Annotated in this window: 17 protein-coding genes and 2 tRNA genes; 13 read left to right on the top strand and 6 right to left on the bottom strand. The window is 54.9% G+C overall.

Features of this window, described 5'->3' with window-relative positions; genetic code table 11:
• Positions 1–74: 74 nt before the first annotated feature.
• The 6 genes from rsmG to rpmH are packed head-to-tail and all read right to left on the bottom strand — an operon-like array spanning position 75 to position 3,485.
• A complete protein-coding gene (rsmG, locus tag BQ7114_RS06830) occupies positions 75–737 on the bottom strand; it encodes a 16S rRNA (guanine(527)-N(7))-methyltransferase RsmG (RefSeq protein ID WP_072343614.1) in 663 nt (220 codons plus the stop codon).
• Between the two features lie 18 nt (positions 738–755).
• On the bottom strand, positions 756–1,310 hold the full coding sequence (locus BQ7114_RS06835) for a Jag family protein (protein WP_072343617.1): 555 nt from the start codon (positions 1,308–1,310) through the stop codon (positions 756–758).
• A gap of 41 nt (positions 1,311–1,351) precedes the next feature.
• Positions 1,352–2,695 (bottom strand): membrane protein insertase YidC, encoded by a 1,344-nt coding sequence (gene yidC / locus BQ7114_RS06840; RefSeq protein WP_072343620.1) that lies wholly within the window; start codon positions 2,693–2,695, stop codon positions 1,352–1,354.
• A 20-nt stretch (positions 2,696–2,715) separates the two neighbouring features.
• Positions 2,716–2,997, bottom strand: coding sequence for a membrane protein insertion efficiency factor YidD (gene yidD, locus BQ7114_RS06845; RefSeq protein ID WP_072343623.1), 282 nt, complete (start codon positions 2,995–2,997; stop codon positions 2,716–2,718).
• The gene (gene rnpA, locus BQ7114_RS06850; RefSeq protein WP_072343626.1) at positions 2,994–3,347 is read right to left on the bottom strand and encodes a ribonuclease P protein component; all 354 of its coding nucleotides are present in this window, start codon (positions 3,345–3,347) and stop codon (positions 2,994–2,996) included. The genes yidD and rnpA overlap by 4 nt, the downstream gene beginning before the upstream one ends.
• A complete protein-coding gene (rpmH, locus tag BQ7114_RS06855; RefSeq protein WP_034509921.1) occupies positions 3,348–3,485 on the bottom strand; it encodes a 50S ribosomal protein L34 in 138 nt (45 codons plus the stop codon).
• A gap of 423 nt (positions 3,486–3,908) precedes the next feature.
• On the opposite strand from rpmH, the gene dnaA reads away from it, so the two are divergent.
• The 13 genes from dnaA to BQ7114_RS06915 all read left to right on the top strand — a co-directional run bounded on the left by dnaA (position 3,909) and on the right by BQ7114_RS06915 (position 19,028).
• Entirely contained in the window at positions 3,909–5,384 is a 1,476-nt protein-coding gene (dnaA, locus tag BQ7114_RS06860; protein ID WP_072343629.1) for a chromosomal replication initiator protein DnaA, read from the top strand.
• A 389-nt stretch (positions 5,385–5,773) separates the two neighbouring features.
• Positions 5,774–6,910: a DNA polymerase III subunit beta gene (gene dnaN / locus BQ7114_RS06865; RefSeq protein WP_072343632.1), complete on the top strand. Its 1,137-nt coding sequence runs from the start codon at positions 5,774–5,776 to the stop codon at positions 6,908–6,910.
• 91 nt (positions 6,911–7,001) lie between these two features.
• Positions 7,002–8,285, top strand: a complete 1,284-nt coding sequence (gene recF / locus BQ7114_RS06870) for a DNA replication/repair protein RecF (protein ID WP_072343635.1) — start codon at positions 7,002–7,004, stop codon at positions 8,283–8,285.
• On the top strand, positions 8,282–8,899 hold the full coding sequence (locus BQ7114_RS06875) for a DciA family protein (protein WP_072343637.1): 618 nt from the start codon (positions 8,282–8,284) through the stop codon (positions 8,897–8,899). The genes recF and BQ7114_RS06875 overlap by 4 nt, the downstream gene beginning before the upstream one ends.
• A 307-nt stretch (positions 8,900–9,206) precedes the next feature.
• The gene (gene gyrB, locus BQ7114_RS06880; protein WP_072343640.1) at positions 9,207–11,237 is read left to right on the top strand and encodes a DNA topoisomerase (ATP-hydrolyzing) subunit B; all 2,031 of its coding nucleotides are present in this window, start codon (positions 9,207–9,209) and stop codon (positions 11,235–11,237) included.
• A gap of 48 nt (positions 11,238–11,285) precedes the next feature.
• The gene (gyrA, locus tag BQ7114_RS06885; RefSeq protein WP_456047805.1) at positions 11,286–13,922 is read left to right on the top strand and encodes a DNA gyrase subunit A; all 2,637 of its coding nucleotides are present in this window, start codon (positions 11,286–11,288) and stop codon (positions 13,920–13,922) included.
• Positions 13,919–14,326, top strand: coding sequence for a DUF3566 domain-containing protein (locus BQ7114_RS06890; protein ID WP_072343643.1), 408 nt, complete (start codon positions 13,919–13,921; stop codon positions 14,324–14,326). The genes gyrA and BQ7114_RS06890 overlap by 4 nt, the downstream gene beginning before the upstream one ends.
• Positions 14,327–14,445: 119 nt before the next feature.
• Positions 14,446–14,519 (top strand) — tRNA-Ile (locus BQ7114_RS06895).
• Between the two features lie 32 nt (positions 14,520–14,551).
• Positions 14,552–14,698 (top strand): hypothetical protein, encoded by a 147-nt coding sequence (locus tag BQ7114_RS08915; RefSeq protein WP_154665478.1) that lies wholly within the window; start codon positions 14,552–14,554, stop codon positions 14,696–14,698.
• A gap of 13 nt (positions 14,699–14,711) precedes the next feature.
• Positions 14,712–14,784: transfer RNA gene (locus tag BQ7114_RS06900), tRNA-Ala, on the top strand.
• A 291-nt stretch (positions 14,785–15,075) separates the two neighbouring features.
• Entirely contained in the window at positions 15,076–16,128 is a 1,053-nt protein-coding gene (locus tag BQ7114_RS06905; RefSeq protein WP_143236821.1) for an ABC transporter substrate-binding protein, read from the top strand.
• Positions 16,129–16,209: 81 nt separating this feature from the next.
• A complete protein-coding gene (locus BQ7114_RS06910; RefSeq protein WP_072343645.1) occupies positions 16,210–17,898 on the top strand; it encodes an ABC transporter permease in 1,689 nt (562 codons plus the stop codon).
• Positions 17,895–19,028, top strand: coding sequence for an ABC transporter ATP-binding protein (locus BQ7114_RS06915; RefSeq protein ID WP_072343648.1), 1,134 nt, complete (start codon positions 17,895–17,897; stop codon positions 19,026–19,028). Before BQ7114_RS06910 ends, BQ7114_RS06915 begins: the two co-directional genes overlap by 4 nt.
• Positions 19,029–19,039: the final 11 nt, after the last annotated feature.

The following is a 19,039-nucleotide window of genomic DNA, read 5'->3' on the forward strand; positions in this document are numbered from 1 at the left end:
TTTTGCACGGTCTGGAACTCGTGGGCTTGCCGGGTGTGAACAATACCCCGCAGCGACGCCTGTGGAAAACTGCGCTAACGCTTCTTCTGCATCTCCACTACGCGCGTTGATTCTTCTTCCATGAGAGAGGGCACTTCGTGAACATGCACGCGCCCCACATTGAATTTCTTGAACAGGGGCCGCGCGGCCTTCACTTCCTCAGCGGCTCGCCTACCCTTCAAAGCAAGCATCTTCCCGCCAGGCAAGACTAGCGGCATTGTCCACCGCGTCAACTGCTTAAGGTTGGCAACAGCGCGAGAAGTTACAATGTCAGCTTCACCAACGTCGTGAAGCTCCTCCGCTCGCGCATTGTGGATCGTAACGTTTTCGAGCCCGATCTCACCGGCCACATCAGCAAGCCACTCACACCTGCGCACCATCGGTTCAACAAGATGTACGTCCAGATCCGGCCTCGCGATGGCAAGCACCAGCCCAGGAAATCCCGCACCCGAACCCACGTCCAGAACCTGCACACCCTCGGGAATGAATCCTAGAACAGCTGCCGAGTTCACGATGTGTCGGGACCACAGCCGCGGCAATTCACGTGGACCAATGAGGCCGCGAAGTTCGCCTTCTTCAACGAGCATGCGCGCAAAGTGACCCATCGCCCCAAATTGCGGGCCGAAGAATTCGCGAACCGCCTCATTCGGCTGTTCAACAAAAGAGCCGTCAGAGGCAGCCTGGATCGTAGTTTCCACCTTGTTCGAAGGCCCTACCTACTCGGCCGAATCCGAGCTTTCGCCGGCCTCTGCTTCGCCATCTTCCTCAGCAAGCTTGCCGGGCAGAATCACTACGCAGCGGTTTGGCTCAACGCCCTCGGATTCAGACATGAGGTTCTCGCGTGCGGCCACGTCGTGACAGATCTTGCGCTCAAACGGGTTCATCGGCTCAAGCATCACGGCCTCGCCAGTGGTGCGCACGCGCGTGATTGCCTCTTCGGCGATCGCGGTAAGTTCCCTGCGCTTATCGGCGCGGAATCCCGCAATATCCAACATGAGGCGCGAGCGCTCACCCGTCTCGTTCTGTACCGCGAGGCGCGTGAGCTCCTGCAGAGCATCAAGTACGCGGCCATCCTCACCCACCAGGCGCTCCAGGCGCGAGGACGGGTCTTCAGAGCCGATTTCCACGAGGGCGCGATCATTCTCAACGTCGAGTTCAATGTCGCCGTCAAGGTCAGCAATGTCGAGGAGTTCTTCGAGGTAGTCCGCCGCAATGTCACCCTCTTCAACGAGGTGAGCGATGCGGTCCTTCTTGGGGGTTTCGTCAGTCATTTTGTACCTTCTGGATCTTTCTGGCAGTACGCGTGGTGCTGCTATGCCTTGTCGTTTTGATCCTTACCTTGCTTCTTCTTACGCGCGGCGTTGCGACGCTGCTGGCGGCGCTCCTCCCGCTTGCGTTCAAGTTCTTCAGGGGACATTCCCTGCTGGCGTTCCTTGATCTGGCGTTCGCGTTCAAGTCGGCGACGCTCAGCTTGGTCTCGCAGCTGCCTCTCACGCTTGGTGAGGCGTTGAGGTTGCTTACGTTCTTTCGCGGCCTCCGCGTGACGCCTCGCGATTTCAAACCTTCGAGTCCAACGCTCGTCCGGCATCGCATCCCATTCGGAATATGCCAACTCGCGGTAGGCGCCAAGCTGCTGTTCAGCGGTTACATCCGCACCAAACTTTGTGGGAATCTTCTGCTTCGGCGCAGACTTCTTCACCTTCTTCAAAGTACGTTCAACGAGATCGGCGCGGCCCTGGTCGTCGTCAGCATCAAGGGTGCGAACTTCGTTGTCGTACTCTTCGAAAACGGGGCGAGCCCACTCGATGTAGTCCTTGCGGCGCTTGCCCATGAGTTTGGTGTAAGCATCGGAGCCAGGAGTCGGCATCTGCGCAATGGTCCAGAACTGCTGGCCCATGGTCCACAGGTTGGTGGTGAACCAGTAAACCAGCACACCCGTTTGGAAGAAGAAGCCGGAAACACCCATGATGAGCGGCATCGTGTACATCATCATCTGCTGGCTACGCATCATCGGGTTCGAGGGATCCTTCGCCGATTCTGGCATGTTCTTCATGGTCAGCTGACGCATGGTGATGAACTGCGTGATGACCATGAGAATGATCATGACGACGATGACGATCTTCGGGGTAACATCAACAGCAGTTGAGAACGTTGCAGATAGCGGCGCACCAAACAGGGTAGAGCCTTCAATCTCTGCCGCCTTCGACGCCGTCAGCGGGCCCAGCGAGGAGTACTGATATGTACCTTCTGCAATCGGTCCGGTGGAGGCAAGCACACGGAACAGGGCGAAGAATACCGGCATTTGGAGCAGGATTGGCATGCATGAGGAGTACGGGGAGGTTCCGTGTTCCTTGTACAGGGCCATCATTTCCTCGCTCATGCGCTGGCGGGAAGCTTGGTCCTTCTTGTTCTTGTACTTATCCTGAAGCTTCTTCAACTCCGGCTGCAGTGCCTGCATGCCGCGAGAAGCCTTGATTTGCTTGAAGAATAGCGGGAAAAGGAGGATACGAACGATGATGGTGAGGCCAATGATGGACAGTACCCATGCCGGTCCGGAACCGTCATCCATGCCAAGGAAAACGAAGACGTCATGTAGACGCACCATCACCCAGGCAACTGCAACCTTGAAGGGGTACAGAAGCTTGTCAAACCACACGGTTAGACTCCTTACTTATTTTAGGGTTCTTCCCATTCGTCGTCTTTTGGCCTCACGTAGGGCTCTGGTTTCCACTTACCCTTATCAGGCACGTGATCCACGCCGCCCAATGACCACGGATTGCATCTGAGCAGCCGCCACGTCGCAAGTATTAGCCCTTTAGCAGGTCCGTGCATTTCCAACGCCTTGACAGCGTAGCTGGAGCAACTCGGATAGTACCTACAGGTTGGCGGCATTCCCGGCGATATGAACTTCTGATAGAAGCGTACAGGCGCTACCAGGATACGCGAAATAGGGTTCATTTCGCGCTCCGCGCTAGTGCACGTGAAAGCGCATCGTCTACTGCCTCTTCAAGTTCATGGTAGTCGCTACCACGAGCGCCTTCTAGAACTCGAATCACGAGGACGGTGCGAGGGGGAAGTGTTTGCGCTCTGTCACGGCAAATGTGCCGCAACTGTCTCTTCACCTTGTTGCGAGCAACTGCCCGGGCAAATACCTTCTTAGGTACGACGAAACCGACGAGGCGCTCATTTTGAGAAACCTCGCCGGTCAGTACGTGAACTACTAACTTCCGGTTGCCCGCGCGTTCACCAAAGCGGAATGCTTTGCGAAATAGCTCCGGGTCTCGTAAGCGGTTCTGAGCTGATAGCACTCAGGCAGATAGCTGCTTGCGGCCCTTGCGGCGGCGGTTTGCCAAGATTGCGCGGCCTGCGCGCGTGCGCATACGCAGGCGGAAGCCGTGCTTCCTGGAGCGGCGGCGGTTATTCGGCTGATAAGTACGCTTCGTCACTTTGATCTCCTCAGGCTTGAGGGCGCCTGAAGGGCCCTCCCTATCTCCACATTTACTGCTGACGCAAAGAGCGCGCACTAAATGGTGCAGTGTCTGCACATACAACGATCCAGCTTATTGATTGGTTTTCGACTAGTCAACGTGATAAAAAACGAGATTCACCACATTTACTATCACCAACTGTGAATAACCCTGGGAATAACTACACTGTTGTGGCTGTGCATAAGTTTTAGTCAACATCGTTCTATACGAAACTTAATTGCTTGTAAACAGTGGGAACCACATTTGTGTAGTTCTATTCGTGTTATCCACAAAGTTTTCCCCATTGTGGGGATAACTTCACTAATTTGGTGTAAAAGTGACAAACTAAGGGAAGTTGAATGATCAGCCGTGTATTAGGTCACGTTTGAATAAGGAGCTGAGGTGGACGGCAAGAAGTTAAGCGCCGCTTGGAACACCGTTATTGCGGACCTTTTGAAGGACGACGAAATTGGTCCATCCGTTAAAGCGTTCCTATCTACAACGCGTCCACTCGGCGATCTAGAAGGCACCATTTTGGTGGCAGTTCCAAACGAATTCACTAAGACTTTTATTGAAAAGAACGCCAATGACGCCATTTGTAGCGCTCTTTCAAACTATGTTGGATCATCCGTTCGAATCGCGATCACGGTTGATCCGTCTCTCAACGAGGAAGTCGAAGCCGAGATTGATAAAGCTGAGCAGGCTGAAGAAGTAGCTCCTGCCGTAGATATTGCTGGCCTGTCACAATCCCATCCCTCCGTTGCAAGGGAGGTTGAAACTGAGGTAGACCCAATCCAAGCGGGCAACCCAGCTACGTCCTCGCCAATTGATTTTTCTGGCTCAAGACTCAATCCCAAGTTCACCTTCGATACTTTTGTTACCGGCTCGTCCAACCGTTTCGCTAACGCCGCAGCTACGGCCGTGGGTGAGATGCCGGCAAAAGCCTACAATCCTCTTTTTATCTATGGCGGTTCGGGACTGGGTAAAACCCACCTGCTACACGCGATTGGTAACTACGCGCTTTCGCTCTACCCGAATCTGAAGGTCAAGTACGTGAGTTCAGAAGAGTTCACAAACGACTTCATTAACTCGATTCGAGACGACCGCGCCGAGCAGTTTCAACGTCGCTACCGCGAGGTAGACATCTTGCTCATCGATGACATCCAATTCATCCAGGGAAAAGAACAGACAGTCGAAGAGTTTTTCCACACTTTCAACACGCTGCACAACGCGAACAAGCAGGTTGTTATCACCTCGGATGTGCCGCCGAAGAAGCTCGAGGGCCTAGGTGACCGCATGCGGTCCCGCTTCGAAATGGGATTGCTCACTGACATTCAGCCACCGGATCTAGAAACCCGTATCGCGATTTTGCGTAAGAAAGCTATCGCGGAAAACCTCGATGTTAATGATGAGGTGCTCGAGTTCATCGCCTCGCGTATTTCCTCAAACATCCGTGAACTTGAAGGCTCGTTGCTTCGCGTAACCGCATACGCGCAGATCACCAATCAAGAGATCAACAGGTCGCTTGCAGAGGTGGTTCTAAAGGACGTTCTTTCAGACCCGGATGACACCGAAATCACGATCGCGATGATCATGGGACAGGTTTCTGACTACTTCCAGGTCAGTATTGAACAAATGAATTCAGCTGACCGATCCCGCCAGATTGTTGAGGCGCGCCAGATTGCCATGTATCTGTGTCGTGAACTCACCGAGCTCTCGCTACCCAAGATTGGCCAAGCATTTGGGGGACGCGATCACACGACTGTTATGCACGCCAATAAGAAAATCTCTCATCAGATGACAATGAAGCGTGAAATCTACAATCACGTCACCGAACTCATCAGTCGAATCCGCGCTCAGGCGCGCCAAAGCCAGTAGTATCCACATGGTTTTGTGAATTCGTGTGGACAAGAGCTACTTCTTTGCCTCTCCACAGCAAAAATCTGTGGATAAATTTCTATAGTAAATTCACGTATTCACAACTGGTCTTCTTAAGCACAAGAGTTATCCAGATTTCATTAACAACATAGAAGTGCAACAGAGCAACGAAAAATCTACTTATCCACAGTTTGCACATAACCTATGACTACTACTGGAATTACAAATTATTGTTTCTATGTCCGCACAGAAAAGAAAAATCTGTGGATTGCGGGTTCGCGGCGTGGCACCTTGCATCATCGCTGGAGTGTGATCCAGCAACGTGCCTAATTGGATAAAATAACGTAAAGTAAAACAGCTAGTACTAATGATTGAAAGTGAGGCGGACTGTGAAGTTCACCGTTGAGCGCGACGTGCTATCTGAAGCAGTTAATTGGACTGCACGTACAGTTCCCACGCGTCCTTCCGTGCCTATTCTCGCTGGTGTTCGCATGGAAGCAGCCGATGGAGTTCTTACGCTTTCATCATTTGACTACGAAATTTCAACGCGTTCAGAAATTCCAGCAACCGTTGATGTTGCTGGAGAAGCCCTAGTTTCGGGTCGCCTACTTGCATCGATCGCTAAATCATTGCCTAACCAACCAGTGCAATTCACGCTAGAAGGCCCGAAGATGAGCCTCGATTGCGGCACCTCTCATTTCACCCTGGCCACAATGTCGGTTGATGAATATCCTCCGTTGCCAGTGATGCCTCAGGTACGTGGAACTATTGATGCCCAGGTTTTTGCGCAAGCAATCGCTCAAGTTTCAGTTGCTGCATCCTCAGACGACACAATTCCGCTCCTTACTGGCGTGCGGATGGAAATCGAGGATGACACTATTACCCTTTTGGGTACAGATCGTTACCGTCTAGCCATGCGTGAGTTTAAGTGGGAGCCCGCTGAGCCCGGTATTTCCACCGCTCTTTTGGTCAAGGCACGCGTGCTTGGCGACGTCGCGAAGTCGATGACTTCAGGCGGAAGCGTTGAACTAGCTTTCGATACTGAGGCTGCGGGCGCAGCGAACTCCCTCATCGGTTTCGCATCGGGATCCAAGCGCACTACATCAACTCTCATGGATGGTGACTACCCGCCGGTACGCCGTCTATTCCCGAATGATACGCAGATTCAGGCAGTGGTTGACCGCCACGAGCTTGTAGAGGCAGTCAAGCGCGTATCTTTGGTAGCAGAGCAACGCACTTCTGTTCGTCTCGGTTTTGAAGACGGGCAAGTGAATCTAGAAGCGGGTACTGATGACAACGCACAGGCCTCTGAAGTGGTAGCCGCGACCGTCGAAGGCGGTAGCTTGACTACTGCGTTTAACCCGAGATTCCTTGAAGGTGGACTTGGCGTAATTGACACAAGTCACGTCCGTTTCTCTTTCACTGATGCAGCTAAACCCGCAGTGATTACCGGACAGAAGGATGAATCGGGCGATCAAGACGGTTCCTTCAAGTACCTCATTATGCCTATCCGTTTTGGAATCTGATTTCACTAACGGCACCGCGGCAAATTTGCGCGGGGATTTACGGCTCCGATTGGTAAGGGAAAAGTCAAAGATTAGCTAGTGAGGGGAAGATATGTATATCTCGCATCTAGCTCTTGATGACTTTCGGTCCTACAAACACGCAGTTGTTGAGTTTGAACCGGGCACCACAGTTTTACTTGGCCACAACGGACAGGGCAAAACTAATCTCGTGGAGGCTGTTGCCTACCTTGCAAGCCTTTCTTCACACCGCGTGGCAGCCGACACTGCTCTCGTTAGATTTGCAAAATCAGATGAGCAATCCCCAGCCGGCGCAGTAGTACGCGCGAAGGTAAGAACCGGGGGTAGAGACCGCGTAGTGGAGTTGGAAATTATTCGCGGTCGTGCAAACCGAGCGAAGCTTAATCGTGCACCAGTACGCCCAGCAGAGTTAATGGGAGTTGTCAAAGTTGTCATTTTCGCTCCCGAAGACCTCGACCTAGTCAAGGGTGATCCAAGTGGCCGACGCAAGTTTCTTGATGAAATAGCACCGCAAATGTGGCCTGCTGCCAGAGTTGTCAAAAACGATTTTGATCGGGTGGCAAAACAGCGTGCGGCTCTGTTAAAACAGTTGGGAAAAGATCGTAGAGCGGGTAGGTACCTAGACTATTCGGGTATAGAGATCTGGAATGAGCAGTACATTCCGCTGGCCCGCCAGGTACTCGCATATCGTTTGAAGACCATTCAAGCCCTAAATCAGCCCGTCACTCTGGCTCATGACATCGTTTCCGAGGAAGCTCGTAAGCTTACTCTAAGGTATCAACACTCGTTAAATGAGGTTGACCAGGTTGATAATGGAGATCTATTTTGGCAAGTTCTCGAAGAGCCCGGGGCATACGAGGAACGACTCCGACTCGCGCTGAGTAGGGTGGTTGACCAAGAGATTGCACGGGGCGTGAATTTAATTGGACCTCATCGGGATGATCTTGGGATGACTCTCGATGAGATGCCGGTCAAAGGTTTTGCGTCCCACGGCGAATCCTGGTCGGTTGCATTAGCTCTGAGATTAGGCGCATTTGAGGCTCTTACTAGCGAAGCTGGAATTGGTGAGGAACTAGATCCTCCTATCTTGATTTTGGATGACGTGTTTTCCGAGCTCGACGGTAAACGACGAGAGGCCGTATTGGGAGCCATAGAGCGTGCGGAGCAGGTGTTCATAACCGCAGCTGTTGGCACGGACTTGCCAGCAGAACTTGACGCTAAGGTAATGACGGTTCAACTCGACCGGCAGGAAGGTTCTATTGTCGAAGGACCGCAGCCAGGAGGTATTGACGGCTCGTCAACTCCGTCAAGTGATAACCATGATTCGGCAGGCTTTGATGGGGCGAGTGCTCCATGACAACAAAGAATGGGTTTGAAGCACAGGCAGCTAGCTACGCCCAGGAGGCAGTGCGCCGGCAAAAGCAACTTGCGCAAGACTCTGGCTACTATCCGCAGACGGCTGCTAAGGTTCGGTTACTGAGTGAGCGCGGTGGTAAATCACGCGCGAGCTCATTTCGTACCAAGGGCGACGGATCTGGTCGCAGTAGTTACGGCCATTATAATGGGGGTTCGAAGGAAGGACTCGCTACCTCCAAATTGGGCACGGGTCCATCAAAATACGACCCCCAGCCGGTGGATAATGTAATTGGCAATTTGGTCAACAGACTTGGCTGGTCTTCAGTGCTAAACATTGCCACGATCGCAGCTAGGTGGCCGAGTATTGTAGGTGCTTCAGTTGCACAGCATTGCAAGGTAGAGACGTTTGAAGACAACGTCCTTGTAGTTAAGACCTCGTCAACCGCCTGGGCGAATCAAATGAAGCTTTTGCTTCCCACATTAGAGAAGCAGATTGCGCAGGCTTTTGGAGAGAACGCGGTAAAGCGGGTCATTATCAGAGGACCTCAGGCACCCTCGTGGAGAAAGGGCCGCTTACACGTTCCCGGTCGCGGTCCGCGTGATACATACGGGTGAGTGATCCAGTAAAGAGGTCACAATAAAACCTGTTTCCAAGAGTTATACACAGCTTTTCCCACCGTTGTGAATGACTTTTAGCCGCCATTTTTGGGGTTTTTAAATTACAAGGTTGACTGAGGTGCAGTGCGTTGCTCGAATCTGTGGATATGACAAAAAGTGGTAAGATTATAGAGGTTTTTAAGTGTAAATCTGCGTGTTTATGCGGTTTTTGACAGCCATCTTTTCGTGGCTTGAAGTCCCGCATCTGATTGATCTTTCGGGTTTAGCCCGGGCGCAGTTTGCTTCCCGCTAGAAAGGGGCTAGTTTGGCTGACCTAGAAGCTCGCCAGGCACAGCAAAATGGTGGTTACGACGCATCGAACATTACCGTTTTGGAAGGTCTAGAAGCTGTTCGCAAACGACCGGGTATGTACATCGGTTCAACGGGCGAGCGCGGTCTTCACCACCTGGTGTACGAAGTCGTTGATAACGCAGTTGATGAGGCATTGGCCGGATACTGCGATCATATTGAAGTTACGATCCGCGAGGACGGCGGAGTCACCGTTCAAGATAATGGCCGCGGTATTCCTGTGGACATTCATCCCACGGAAGGTCGCCCAACCGTAGAGGTGGTAATGACCATCTTGCACGCCGGCGGAAAGTTTGGAGGCGGCGGATACGCTGTGTCTGGTGGTCTGCACGGCGTGGGTATATCGGTGGTTAACGCGCTTTCGTCTCGCGTAGAAACAGAGGTGCGTCGCCAGGGTTACGTGTGGAGGCAGACGTTTGGTAACGGCGGGCACCCCCTCACCGATCTTGTTCGCGGAGAAGAGACCGACGAGACCGGCACGTCTCAAACTTTCTATCCGGATCCTTCAATTTTTGATTCCGTTGAGTTTTCGTTCGAGACTTTGCGCAGCCGCTTCCAGCAGATGGCCTTCTTGAATAAGGGCCTGCGGATCACCCTCACGGATGAACGTCCAGGTGTTATCGACGAGGGTGACGAGATCACCGGGGACGACCTCGGATCAAATGACGACCCAATTTCCGGTTTCCGCCAGGTTACTTATATGTACGAAGGCGGGTTGCGTGACTACGTCAACTTCATTAACAAGACGAAGAAGGCGGAAGTCATCAACAGCGAAATCATTGACTTTGAAAATGAGAACGCTGAAGGTTCCATGTCTATTGAAATTGCGATGCAGTGGACGCGAGCCTACTCCGAAACGATCCACACATACGCGAACACAATCAATACCACTGAGGGTGGTATGCATGAGGAAGGCTTCCGTTCCGCGCTAACTTCCATCGTCAACAAGTACGGGCGTGAGAAGGGAATCCTTAAGGATAAGCAGGATAACCTCACGGGCGATGATATTCGCGAGGGCCTAACCGCTGTTGTGTCGGTAAAGCTCACAGAGCCGCAGTTCGAAGGCCAGACCAAGACCAAGCTCGGTAACGCCGAGGCCCGAACTTTCACGCAGCAGCAGGTGTACACGCAGCTCGGTGACTGGTTTGATGCGCATCCGACGGATGCGAAAGCAATCATCCTCAAGGCTCTAGCTGCTCAGGAGGCGCGCCTAGCTGCGCGCAAGGCAAGGGAAGCGACCCGGCGAAAGAGCGTTCTGGAATCCGCATCGATGCCGGGTAAGCTCCGCGACTGCTCGTCGCGCAACCCGGACGACTGTGAAATCTTCATCGTAGAGGGCGACTCGGCTGGTGGTTCCGCCGTTATGGGTAGGGATCCTGAGCATCAGGCCATCCTGCCTTTGCGTGGCAAGATCTTGAACGTTGAAAAGGCACGCGTTGATCGCGCGCTGGACAGCAACGAAATCCGCGACCTCATTTCCGCACTCGGCACGGGTATTGGAGAGGAATTTGATATCTCCAAGATTCGCTACGGCAAGATCGTGCTGATGGCGGATGCTGACGTTGATGGACAGCACATCACCACTTTGTTACTGACTTTGCTGTTCCGCTACATGCGTCCGTTGGTGGAAGAGGGCCACGTGTATTTGGCGCAGCCGCCTCTCTACCGACTCAAGTGGACCAACGCACCACACGAGTACGTTTACTCCGATAGGGAGCGTGACGAACAACTCGCAGCGGGTAAGAATGCGGGATACAGACTTCCTAAGACCGGTGGCGTGCAACGCTACAAGGGCCTTGGTGAGATGAACCACGACGAGCTTTGGGACACTACGATGGATCCTTCAAGGCGACTACTAAAGAAGATAGATGTTGCCGAGGCGGCATCGGCTGACGAAGTGTTCTCCGTTCTGATGGGAGACGACGTGGAATCTAGGCGTTCATTTATTCAGCGCAACGCGCAGGACGTGCGCTTCCTAGACTTCTAGTCAACCTGGTCAAATTCGGATCGAAAGCTTATAAGGGACGGAAATAACGTGAGTGACGAAAAGCAGACTCCTGATGAGGTAGCCGCAACCGAACAAACCGGTGCCGCGGTGGCTCAGAAGATTAGCCACGTTGACATTGAAGTTGAGATGCAACGCTCCTATCTCGACTACGCGATGTCTGTAATCGTGGGACGTGCACTGCCCGAGGTTCGTGACGGTCTAAAGCCGGTACACCGACGGATTCTTTACGCCATGTACGACGGCGGCTACAGGCCAGACGCGGGATTCTACAAGTCGATGCGCGTAGTTGGAGACGTACTCTCTCACTACCACCCGCACGGTGATGCTTCGGTTTACGATGCGCTCGCTCGCCTTGTACAGCCCTGGTCCATGCGCTACCCCCTGGTAGCCGGTCAGGGTAACTTCGGTTCGCCAGGTAACCTGGGTCCCGCTGCTCCGCGTTACACAGAGTGTCGCATGCATCCCATGGCTATGGAGATGGTTCGTGATATCGACGAAAAGACAGTTGACTTTATTGACAACTATGACGGTCGGAATCAGGAACCAACGGTATTGCCGGCACGCTTCCCGAACCTTCTCGTAAATGGGTCTGAGGGTATCGCAGTTGGTATGGCCACTCGTATCCCGCCGCACAACCTTCGTGAGGTTGCTGAGGGCGTGCAATGGCACTTGGATCATCCGGAGGCAAGCCGCGAAGAGCTACTGGAAGCACTCCTCGGCATCATCAAGGGTCCTGATTTCCCGACGGGCGCAACGATCCTCGGTAAATCAGGCATTGAGCAGGTCTACCGCACCGGGCGCGGGCCGATTGTGCAGCGCGCAGATGTTACAGTTGAAGAGATCAAGGGTCGTACCTGCCTGGTAGTCACCTCGTTGCCCTATCAAGTCAACCCAGACAACCTCGCAGCCAAGATTGCCCAACTCGCAAAGGACGGGGTAATCCAGGGCATTGCGGATATTCGCGATGAGACTTCGGGTCGTTCAGGCATGCGTCTTGTGCTCGTTCTGAAGCGTGATGCGGTTGCGAAGGTCGTGTTGAACAACCTCTACAAGCGCACGCAGCTACAAGATTCGTTCCCCGCCAACATGCTTGCCCTCGTTGACGGTGTTCCCCGGACGCTTTCCATCGACGGCTTCATCTACTACTGGACCAAGCATCAGATTGACGTCATTGTGCGTCGCACCAAGTTCCGCCTGGATAAGGCACGCGAACGCCTGCATATCTTGAATGGCTATCTAAAGGCACTTGACGCACTTGACGAAGTGATCGCATTGATTCGGCGTTCACCAACCGTGAACGATGCGCGCGCAGGCCTTATGGAATTCCTGGAGATCGACGAGATTCAGGCAGACGCAATTCTCGCTATGCAGCTACGGCGCCTAGCAGCGCTCGAGCGCCAGAAGATCATGGACGAGCACGCAGAGCTTTCTGCCCGCGTGGCATATCTTGAAGACGTTCTCGTAAAGCCGGAGCGTCAGCGTCAGATCGTTTCAGAAGAGCTCGCTGAAATCGTCGAGAAGTACGGTGATGATAGGCGTACGCGCATCGTTCCGTTCTCGGGCGAAATGTCCACTGAAGACCTCATCCCCGAAGAAGACGTAGTTGTCACAATCACCCGTGACGGTTTCACAAAGCGCACCCGCGTGGATTCCTACAAGAGTCAACACCGTGGCGGTAAGGGAATTCGGGGCGCGAAGCTACGTCAAGACGACGTCGTGCAGCACTTCTTCGTCACTACGACCCACCACTGGTTGCTGTTCTTTACAAACCTTGGCCGCGTTTACCGCGTCAAGGCGTACGAGATCCCTGAGGGTGGCCGCGATTCGCGCGGACAGCACGTTGCGAATCTCCTCGCTTTCCAGCCGGATGAGGAGATCAGCGACGTCCTCGCCATCAAAGACTACGACCAAGCCGATTACCTGGTTCTTGCAACCAAGTCGGGCCTGGTCAAGAAGACTGCCCTTCAGGACTACAACTCGCCGCGAAGCGGTGGCCTGATCGCAATCAACCTTCGGGACGTCAATGGGGAGCCGGACGCGGTGGTATCGGCGAAGCTTGTGAATGCCGACCAGCACCTAATTCTCATTTCCAAGATGGGGCAGGCTCTGCGTTTCGAAGCGAGTGACGAATCTGTGCGTCCCATGGGCCGTGCAACTTCGGGTGTGCGCGGCATGAAGTTCCGTGACGGTGACTACTTGCTCTCTCTTGACGTCGTACATGAAGGCCGCGACCTCCTCGTCATCACAGAGGGTGGATTTGCCAAGCGTTCGGCTATCGACACCTACCCAACGCGTGGCCGCGGCGGCCTTGGCGTTAAGGTAGCGAACCTCGTGGATGAGCGCGGCGATCTCGTAGCTGGCCTTGAAGTCACCGAAGAGGACGAGGTTCTTGTCATCATGGAGAGTGGCAACATCGTGCGTAGCGCGGTAAGCGAAGTTCCGCGCACCGGCCGTAACACGCAGGGCGTGACCTTCGCGCGTCCCTCGAAGGATGACCGTATTATCGCAATCACTAAAAACCTGGAATCACAGTTGGATGATGATTCCGAGGCAGTAGACTCAGATGATGAGGACACGGCAACCTCGGAAGCACAAAATGCCAGTGAGATTGCCGAAGGAGTCGAACCCGAGTCCGCGGCTCGAAATGAGGAAGGTGACGAATGAGCGACACCTCGCGATCTGACGTTCAGCAAGATTGGGAGCAGGACACCCCGCATCAGGTGATGCTGGCAGTTGCCAGAGTTGACCCATGGACCGTGATGAAGGTCAGTTTCATGCTTTCTGTTGCCTTTGCAATCGCAACGGTTATTGCAGCGTTCGTGATTTGGCTGATGCTCGATGGCATGCACGTTTTCGCTGACATCGAGCACTTCCTGGTCAGTATTGGTGCCGAATCGTTCGTCAAACTACTTGATTACGCTCGTTTGCCGCAGGTGATGTCCATGGCAACTCTGGTGGGCGTGGTGAACATCGTGATCCTCACGGCGCTATCCACGCTTGGGGCACTCATTTATAATCTCGTTGCTGCACTTGTTGGCGGCGTGCGAGTGACCCTCATGGACGAATAACCAAGCTGCGAAACGAAAGTGCTGATCGCTCCAAATCGTTCCAATGTAAGGATTGTCACTGATGGCGGTTTGGAATTGTCCAACTGCGTTGGGTAATCTTATTTGGTGCGAGAGCGCAAGGGCCTATAGCTCAGTCGGTTAGAGCGCTTCCCTGATAAGGAAGAGGTCGCTGGTTCGAGTCCAGCTAGGCCCACAGGCGTTTGAATCACAGTAACGGAGGCTCGTATGATTCGCGAAGGACTACGAAATCTAGTTATTGGTGGGATCGTTGGTACAGTAGGTCTTGTGACTTACCAGATCACCCGCGATCTTTCAGACGATAAGAATCTGTGGCAGCCCGTCCAGGCTGAACCATCCAACTCGATGGACTAACAGATTCCCAATAGGGGCTATGGCGCAATTGGTAGCGCACCTGCTTTGCAAGCAGGGGGTTAGGGGTTCGAGTCCCCTTAGCTCCACAATCCTGAGGATCTCAGTGATTGCGGCGCTTTTCTTTTATTGTCGCAATGTGCGTGTGAATACGCGCGTGAATATACGTGTCCTGAATGAATCCAGAGTTCTTCGGAAAAGGGCATCAGAAAATCTGCCTCCCGTATGAAAACGTATGCAGATTACGATTTGGTAAAGCTTCGGGGACAAGTCCCTATTTCTTGACGAGATTGCCGCAAATGCTCTACTATCTCCGGTGTGGAAACGTATCCACAACTCCGAACTGTGCATAGACAACATATATTGCAACGGAAGGCTCAATGATGCGCGCACGCTACACTGCTCTCCCCGCCGCACTCCTGGCACTCTCTCTCGCCGCCTGCTCTGCCCCCGAAGGCCAGAGCACCCAGGGAGGCTCCGCCTCGGCAGATACCCTGAACATTGCCTGCTCCCAGCAGGAAGATTTCTGCCAGGCGATCGTCACCGCCTACACCAGGGAAACCGGTCAGAAGGCCACCTACGTTCGCCTGGGTGCCGGCGAAGTCCTCGCCCGCCTCGAAACCAACCCCGGTGAATTCGACGTCTGGTCCGGCGGCCAGGCCGAAAACCACCTCGTCGCCAACGACAAGGGCAAGATCGAAAAGTACGTCTCGAAGAACGCCTCCGCACTGCCCTCGCAGTACAACAACGCCGAAGGCATCTGGTCCGGCTTCTACACCGACTCCATTGCGTTCTGCTCCAACAAGAAGGAACTCGAACGCATCGGCGCACAGGCTCCCACGTCCTGGCAGGACCTGCTCAAGCCCGAATTCAAGGGGCGCATTGCCATGCCGCACCCTGCCACCGCAGGCGTTGGCTACATGGCCATGTACACCGTCGCCACCCTGAACAACGGCGACCAGGAGAAAACCATTTCCTACTTCAAGGAACTGGTTCCCAGCATCATGCAGTTCTCCAAGTCCGCAGCAACCGGTACCGAACAGGCCGGACGCGGTGAGGTGGCCGTTGCCATCGCCCTCGACTCCGACTGCGAAAAGGCCAACAAGGCCGGATATTCCGACCTGGTCACCACCTACCCCTCGGAAGGCACCGGCTACGAAGTGGGCGCAGTCTCCGTCCTCGCGGGTGCACGCAACCCCGAAGGCGCCAAGGCCTACATGGACTGGTTGCTGACCACCAAGGCTCAGGATCTCTACGCGGACGTCCCCTCCTTCGCAGCACCCACCCTGCCTGACGCCAAGGTCGGTCCGAACGTCCCCAAGCAGGACGTCGTGAAGCACGTGGACTGGGATGTACGCAAGGCAGCTGACTCTCGCGCCAACTACATCGGCATCTTCGAAAGCCAGATCGCCGGAGCAAGCTCCGCCAAGTGAGACCACGGGGTGCGCGAGAACCCACTGAGGAACCCGCGCACCCGTGTGCGTCTCTCCTGCCGTTTTCATTGGAGACAAGCTATGAGCATTCCACAGCTGCGTAAAGGTCGACAGCTCGACATCCCCGTCGCCCTCATCACCACGGTGACAGTTATCGGGCTGATTCTCCTCCTGGGAATCCCCGTTGCCAAACTCATCGGTATCGGCGTGTCCGAACGCGGGCTGGCAGCTATCACCCAATCCTTCGGCGCCAACGTCGACACCCTGGTGAACACCCTGGTGCTGGGACTGTGCGTCGGAATTGTCGGAACCTTCATCGGATTCGTCACCGCATTCGCCCAAGTGTTCCTCACCTTCCCCGGGAAGAAGCTCCTGCACTGGGTGACCCTCCTGCCCACGATTTCCCCGCCCTTTGCGACGGCCACCGCCATCATCACCCTGTTCGGTAAGCGCGGCATCATCACGTACGGAATCTTCGGCATCGAGAACAACATCTACGGCCTGGTGGGTCTGGTCATGGTGCTCTCCCTGACCTTCGCGCCCGTGGCCTACCTTAATATCCGCGGCATGATGGAAAACTTCGACAACTCCCTGTTCGAAGCATCCGCCACCCTCGGAGCGCAGCCGCTGAGTACCCTGGTGAAAGTCACCATCCCCATGGTGGTTCCCGCAATGCTGGCCTCCTTCCTTGTGCTTTTCGTTGAAGGCATCGCTGACCTGGCAAACCCCCTGGTACTGGGCGGTGACTTCCGAGTCCTGGCCAGTCAGATTTACTTTGCCGTCGCAGGAAGCGGTGACATCGCAAGTGCCGCAGGAATTGCCCTGGTGCTGCTCCTGCCCGCACTCACGGTGTTCGCCGTTCAGAAATACTGGTCGAACCGTAAGTCTGTGATCACCGTGACCGGTAAGCCCGTGGGCTCCCTCAAAGAGGTCACTGCGTCCAGCGTCAAGATCCCCATGCTCGTCCCCGTCTACGGGTGGATCGTCTTCGTCATCGTCGTCTACATGACGCTCTTCGTGGGAAGCTTCGTCAAGATCCTCGGCGTTGACAACACCTTCACGATGGAACACTTCTGGTACGTCCAGCGCCTGGGATCCTCCGCAATTGTCACAACGCTGTCGATGACCCTGGTCGCCGCTCCGATCGCAGCCGTCATGGCGCTGATTATTGCGTGGTTGGTCGTCCGCAAGTTCCCGAAGATCGGTAAAATCTTGGATTTCTGGGGCATGCTCGGTATAGCAATCCCCGGCACCGTCCTCGGTCTGGGATTCGCCCTGGCCTACTCCAACCCCACGTGGCTGTTCGGCAAACAGATTCTGCCCACTCTGGCAGGTGGCTTGGCCGTCGGAAGCGGCGCCATCGCCATCATCCTGGTCTACATTGCGCGCGCCATCCCCACCGGCCAGCAGGCCTGTATTTCCGCGCTCAAACAGATCAACCCGCAGGTGGAAGAAGCCGCGCGATCCCTGGGAGCCAGCCAGGTGTCCACCCTGGTGAAAGTGACACTTCCGCTGGTGCGTTCCGGCATCGTCACCGCCGTCACCTACGGCATCACCAAGTCCATGACCATGATCACCGCGATCATCTTCATTACGACGCCTCAAACCAAGGTGATGACCTCCCAGATCTTGGACGAGGTTGATGCCGGGCGTTTCGGCCACGCCTTCGCCTACTGCACCCTCCTCATCGGCCTCGTGCTCATCATCTTGATGATCGCCAACCTTCTTGTTAACCGACTGAATAGCTCCACCAGGACGGTAGTGAAATGACGACTGAACACCACACGCAGGCAGGCGCACTCCAGCTGCGCTCTGTCACCAAAATCTACGATGCCAAGCAGGGGCAGCTCCGAGCTGTTGACAGCATCAACCTCGACATTGAGGCCGGAAAATTCGTGACCTTCCTGGGACCGTCCGGCTGTGGGAAGACCACGACCCTGCGTATGATCGCCGGATTTGAGGACGTTACGGAAGGCGAAATCACCCTGGACGGTCAGTCCCTGGTGTCTGTCCCGCCCGAAAAGCGCCCCATGTCGATGGTGTTCCAGTCCTACGCGCTCTTCCCACACCTGACGGTGAAAGACAACGTGGGATTCGGTCTGAACTACCAGAAGCTCCCCGCCGCAGAACGTGAGCAGCGGATCGCTGACGGTCTGGCGCTCATGGGGATCGAACAGTACGCTCACCGCTACCCGCATCAGCTGTCCGGAGGCCAGCAGCAGCGCGTTGCCCTGGCGCGAGCACTCGTCATGGAACCGAAGATCATCCTCTTCGACGAACCCCTCTCGAACCTGGATGCGCGCCTGCGTCTGCGCATGCGTAGCGAAATCCGTGCACTCCAACAGCGTCTGGGACTTACCGCGATCTTCGTGACCCACGACCAGTCCGAGGCTCTCACCATGTCCGACATGATTGTGGTGATGAGCGCGGGCACCATCGAGCAGGTCGGGGAGCCGCGTGAAATCTACCATCGCCCGGTGAACCGCTTCGTGGCCTCCTTCATGGGAACTGCATCCTTCGTGGCCGGCACGGTCAGTGAGGTACGAGGCGACCGCTACCTGGTGGCCACCCCGCTGGGTGATCTGGACACCGCGGGAGTCCCCGGACTTGGTGTTGGCGATCACGTGGAGTTGGTCGTCCGAGCAGAAAACACCGCGGTCGGCCTGGATGCATCCGGGAACGAGCAGGCAGGGGAGGGCAGAGACGTGGTTCTGGAAGCCACAGTGCGCTCCGCAGCCTTCGACGGCTCGGTCAACACCTACGTCCTGGACACCGCGGCGGGCACCCTCGAAGGCCATTCTCACGGCATGAATGAACTTCATGCTGCCGGAGAGAAGGTCACCTGTGTGATCTCCCGCGAGTCCCTGTGGGTGATTCCCGCGGATTCCTCGGAGAAATAAAAGGTCGGAAC

Origin of the sequence: Actinomyces urinae (assembly GCF_900119695.1) — a bacterium.
GTDB classification, from domain to species: Bacteria; Actinomycetota; Actinomycetes; order Actinomycetales; family Actinomycetaceae; genus Gleimia; species Gleimia urinae.

What these genes read in the sequence shown, in the direction of transcription:
- BQ7114_RS06875 (WP_072343637.1), top strand. Translation starts at nt 8,282, where the DNA reads ATGACAACAAAGAATGGGTTTGAAGCACAGGCAGCTAGCTACGCCCAG.
- yidD (WP_072343623.1), bottom strand. Translation starts at nt 2,997, where the DNA reads ATGAACCCTATTTCGCGTATCCTGGTAGCGCCTGTACGCTTCTATCAG.
- recF (WP_072343635.1), top strand. Translation starts at nt 7,002, where the DNA reads ATGTATATCTCGCATCTAGCTCTTGATGACTTTCGGTCCTACAAACAC.
- BQ7114_RS08915 (WP_154665478.1), top strand. Translation starts at nt 14,552, where the DNA reads ATGATTCGCGAAGGACTACGAAATCTAGTTATTGGTGGGATCGTTGGT.
- BQ7114_RS06890 (WP_072343643.1), top strand. Translation starts at nt 13,919, where the DNA reads ATGAGCGACACCTCGCGATCTGACGTTCAGCAAGATTGGGAGCAGGAC.
- BQ7114_RS06905 (WP_143236821.1), top strand. Translation starts at nt 15,076, where the DNA reads ATGATGCGCGCACGCTACACTGCTCTCCCCGCCGCACTCCTGGCACTC.
- BQ7114_RS06910 (WP_072343645.1), top strand. Translation starts at nt 16,210, where the DNA reads ATGAGCATTCCACAGCTGCGTAAAGGTCGACAGCTCGACATCCCCGTC.
- BQ7114_RS06835 (WP_072343617.1), bottom strand. Translation starts at nt 1,310, where the DNA reads ATGACTGACGAAACCCCCAAGAAGGACCGCATCGCTCACCTCGTTGAA.
- BQ7114_RS06915 (WP_072343648.1), top strand. Translation starts at nt 17,895, where the DNA reads ATGACGACTGAACACCACACGCAGGCAGGCGCACTCCAGCTGCGCTCT.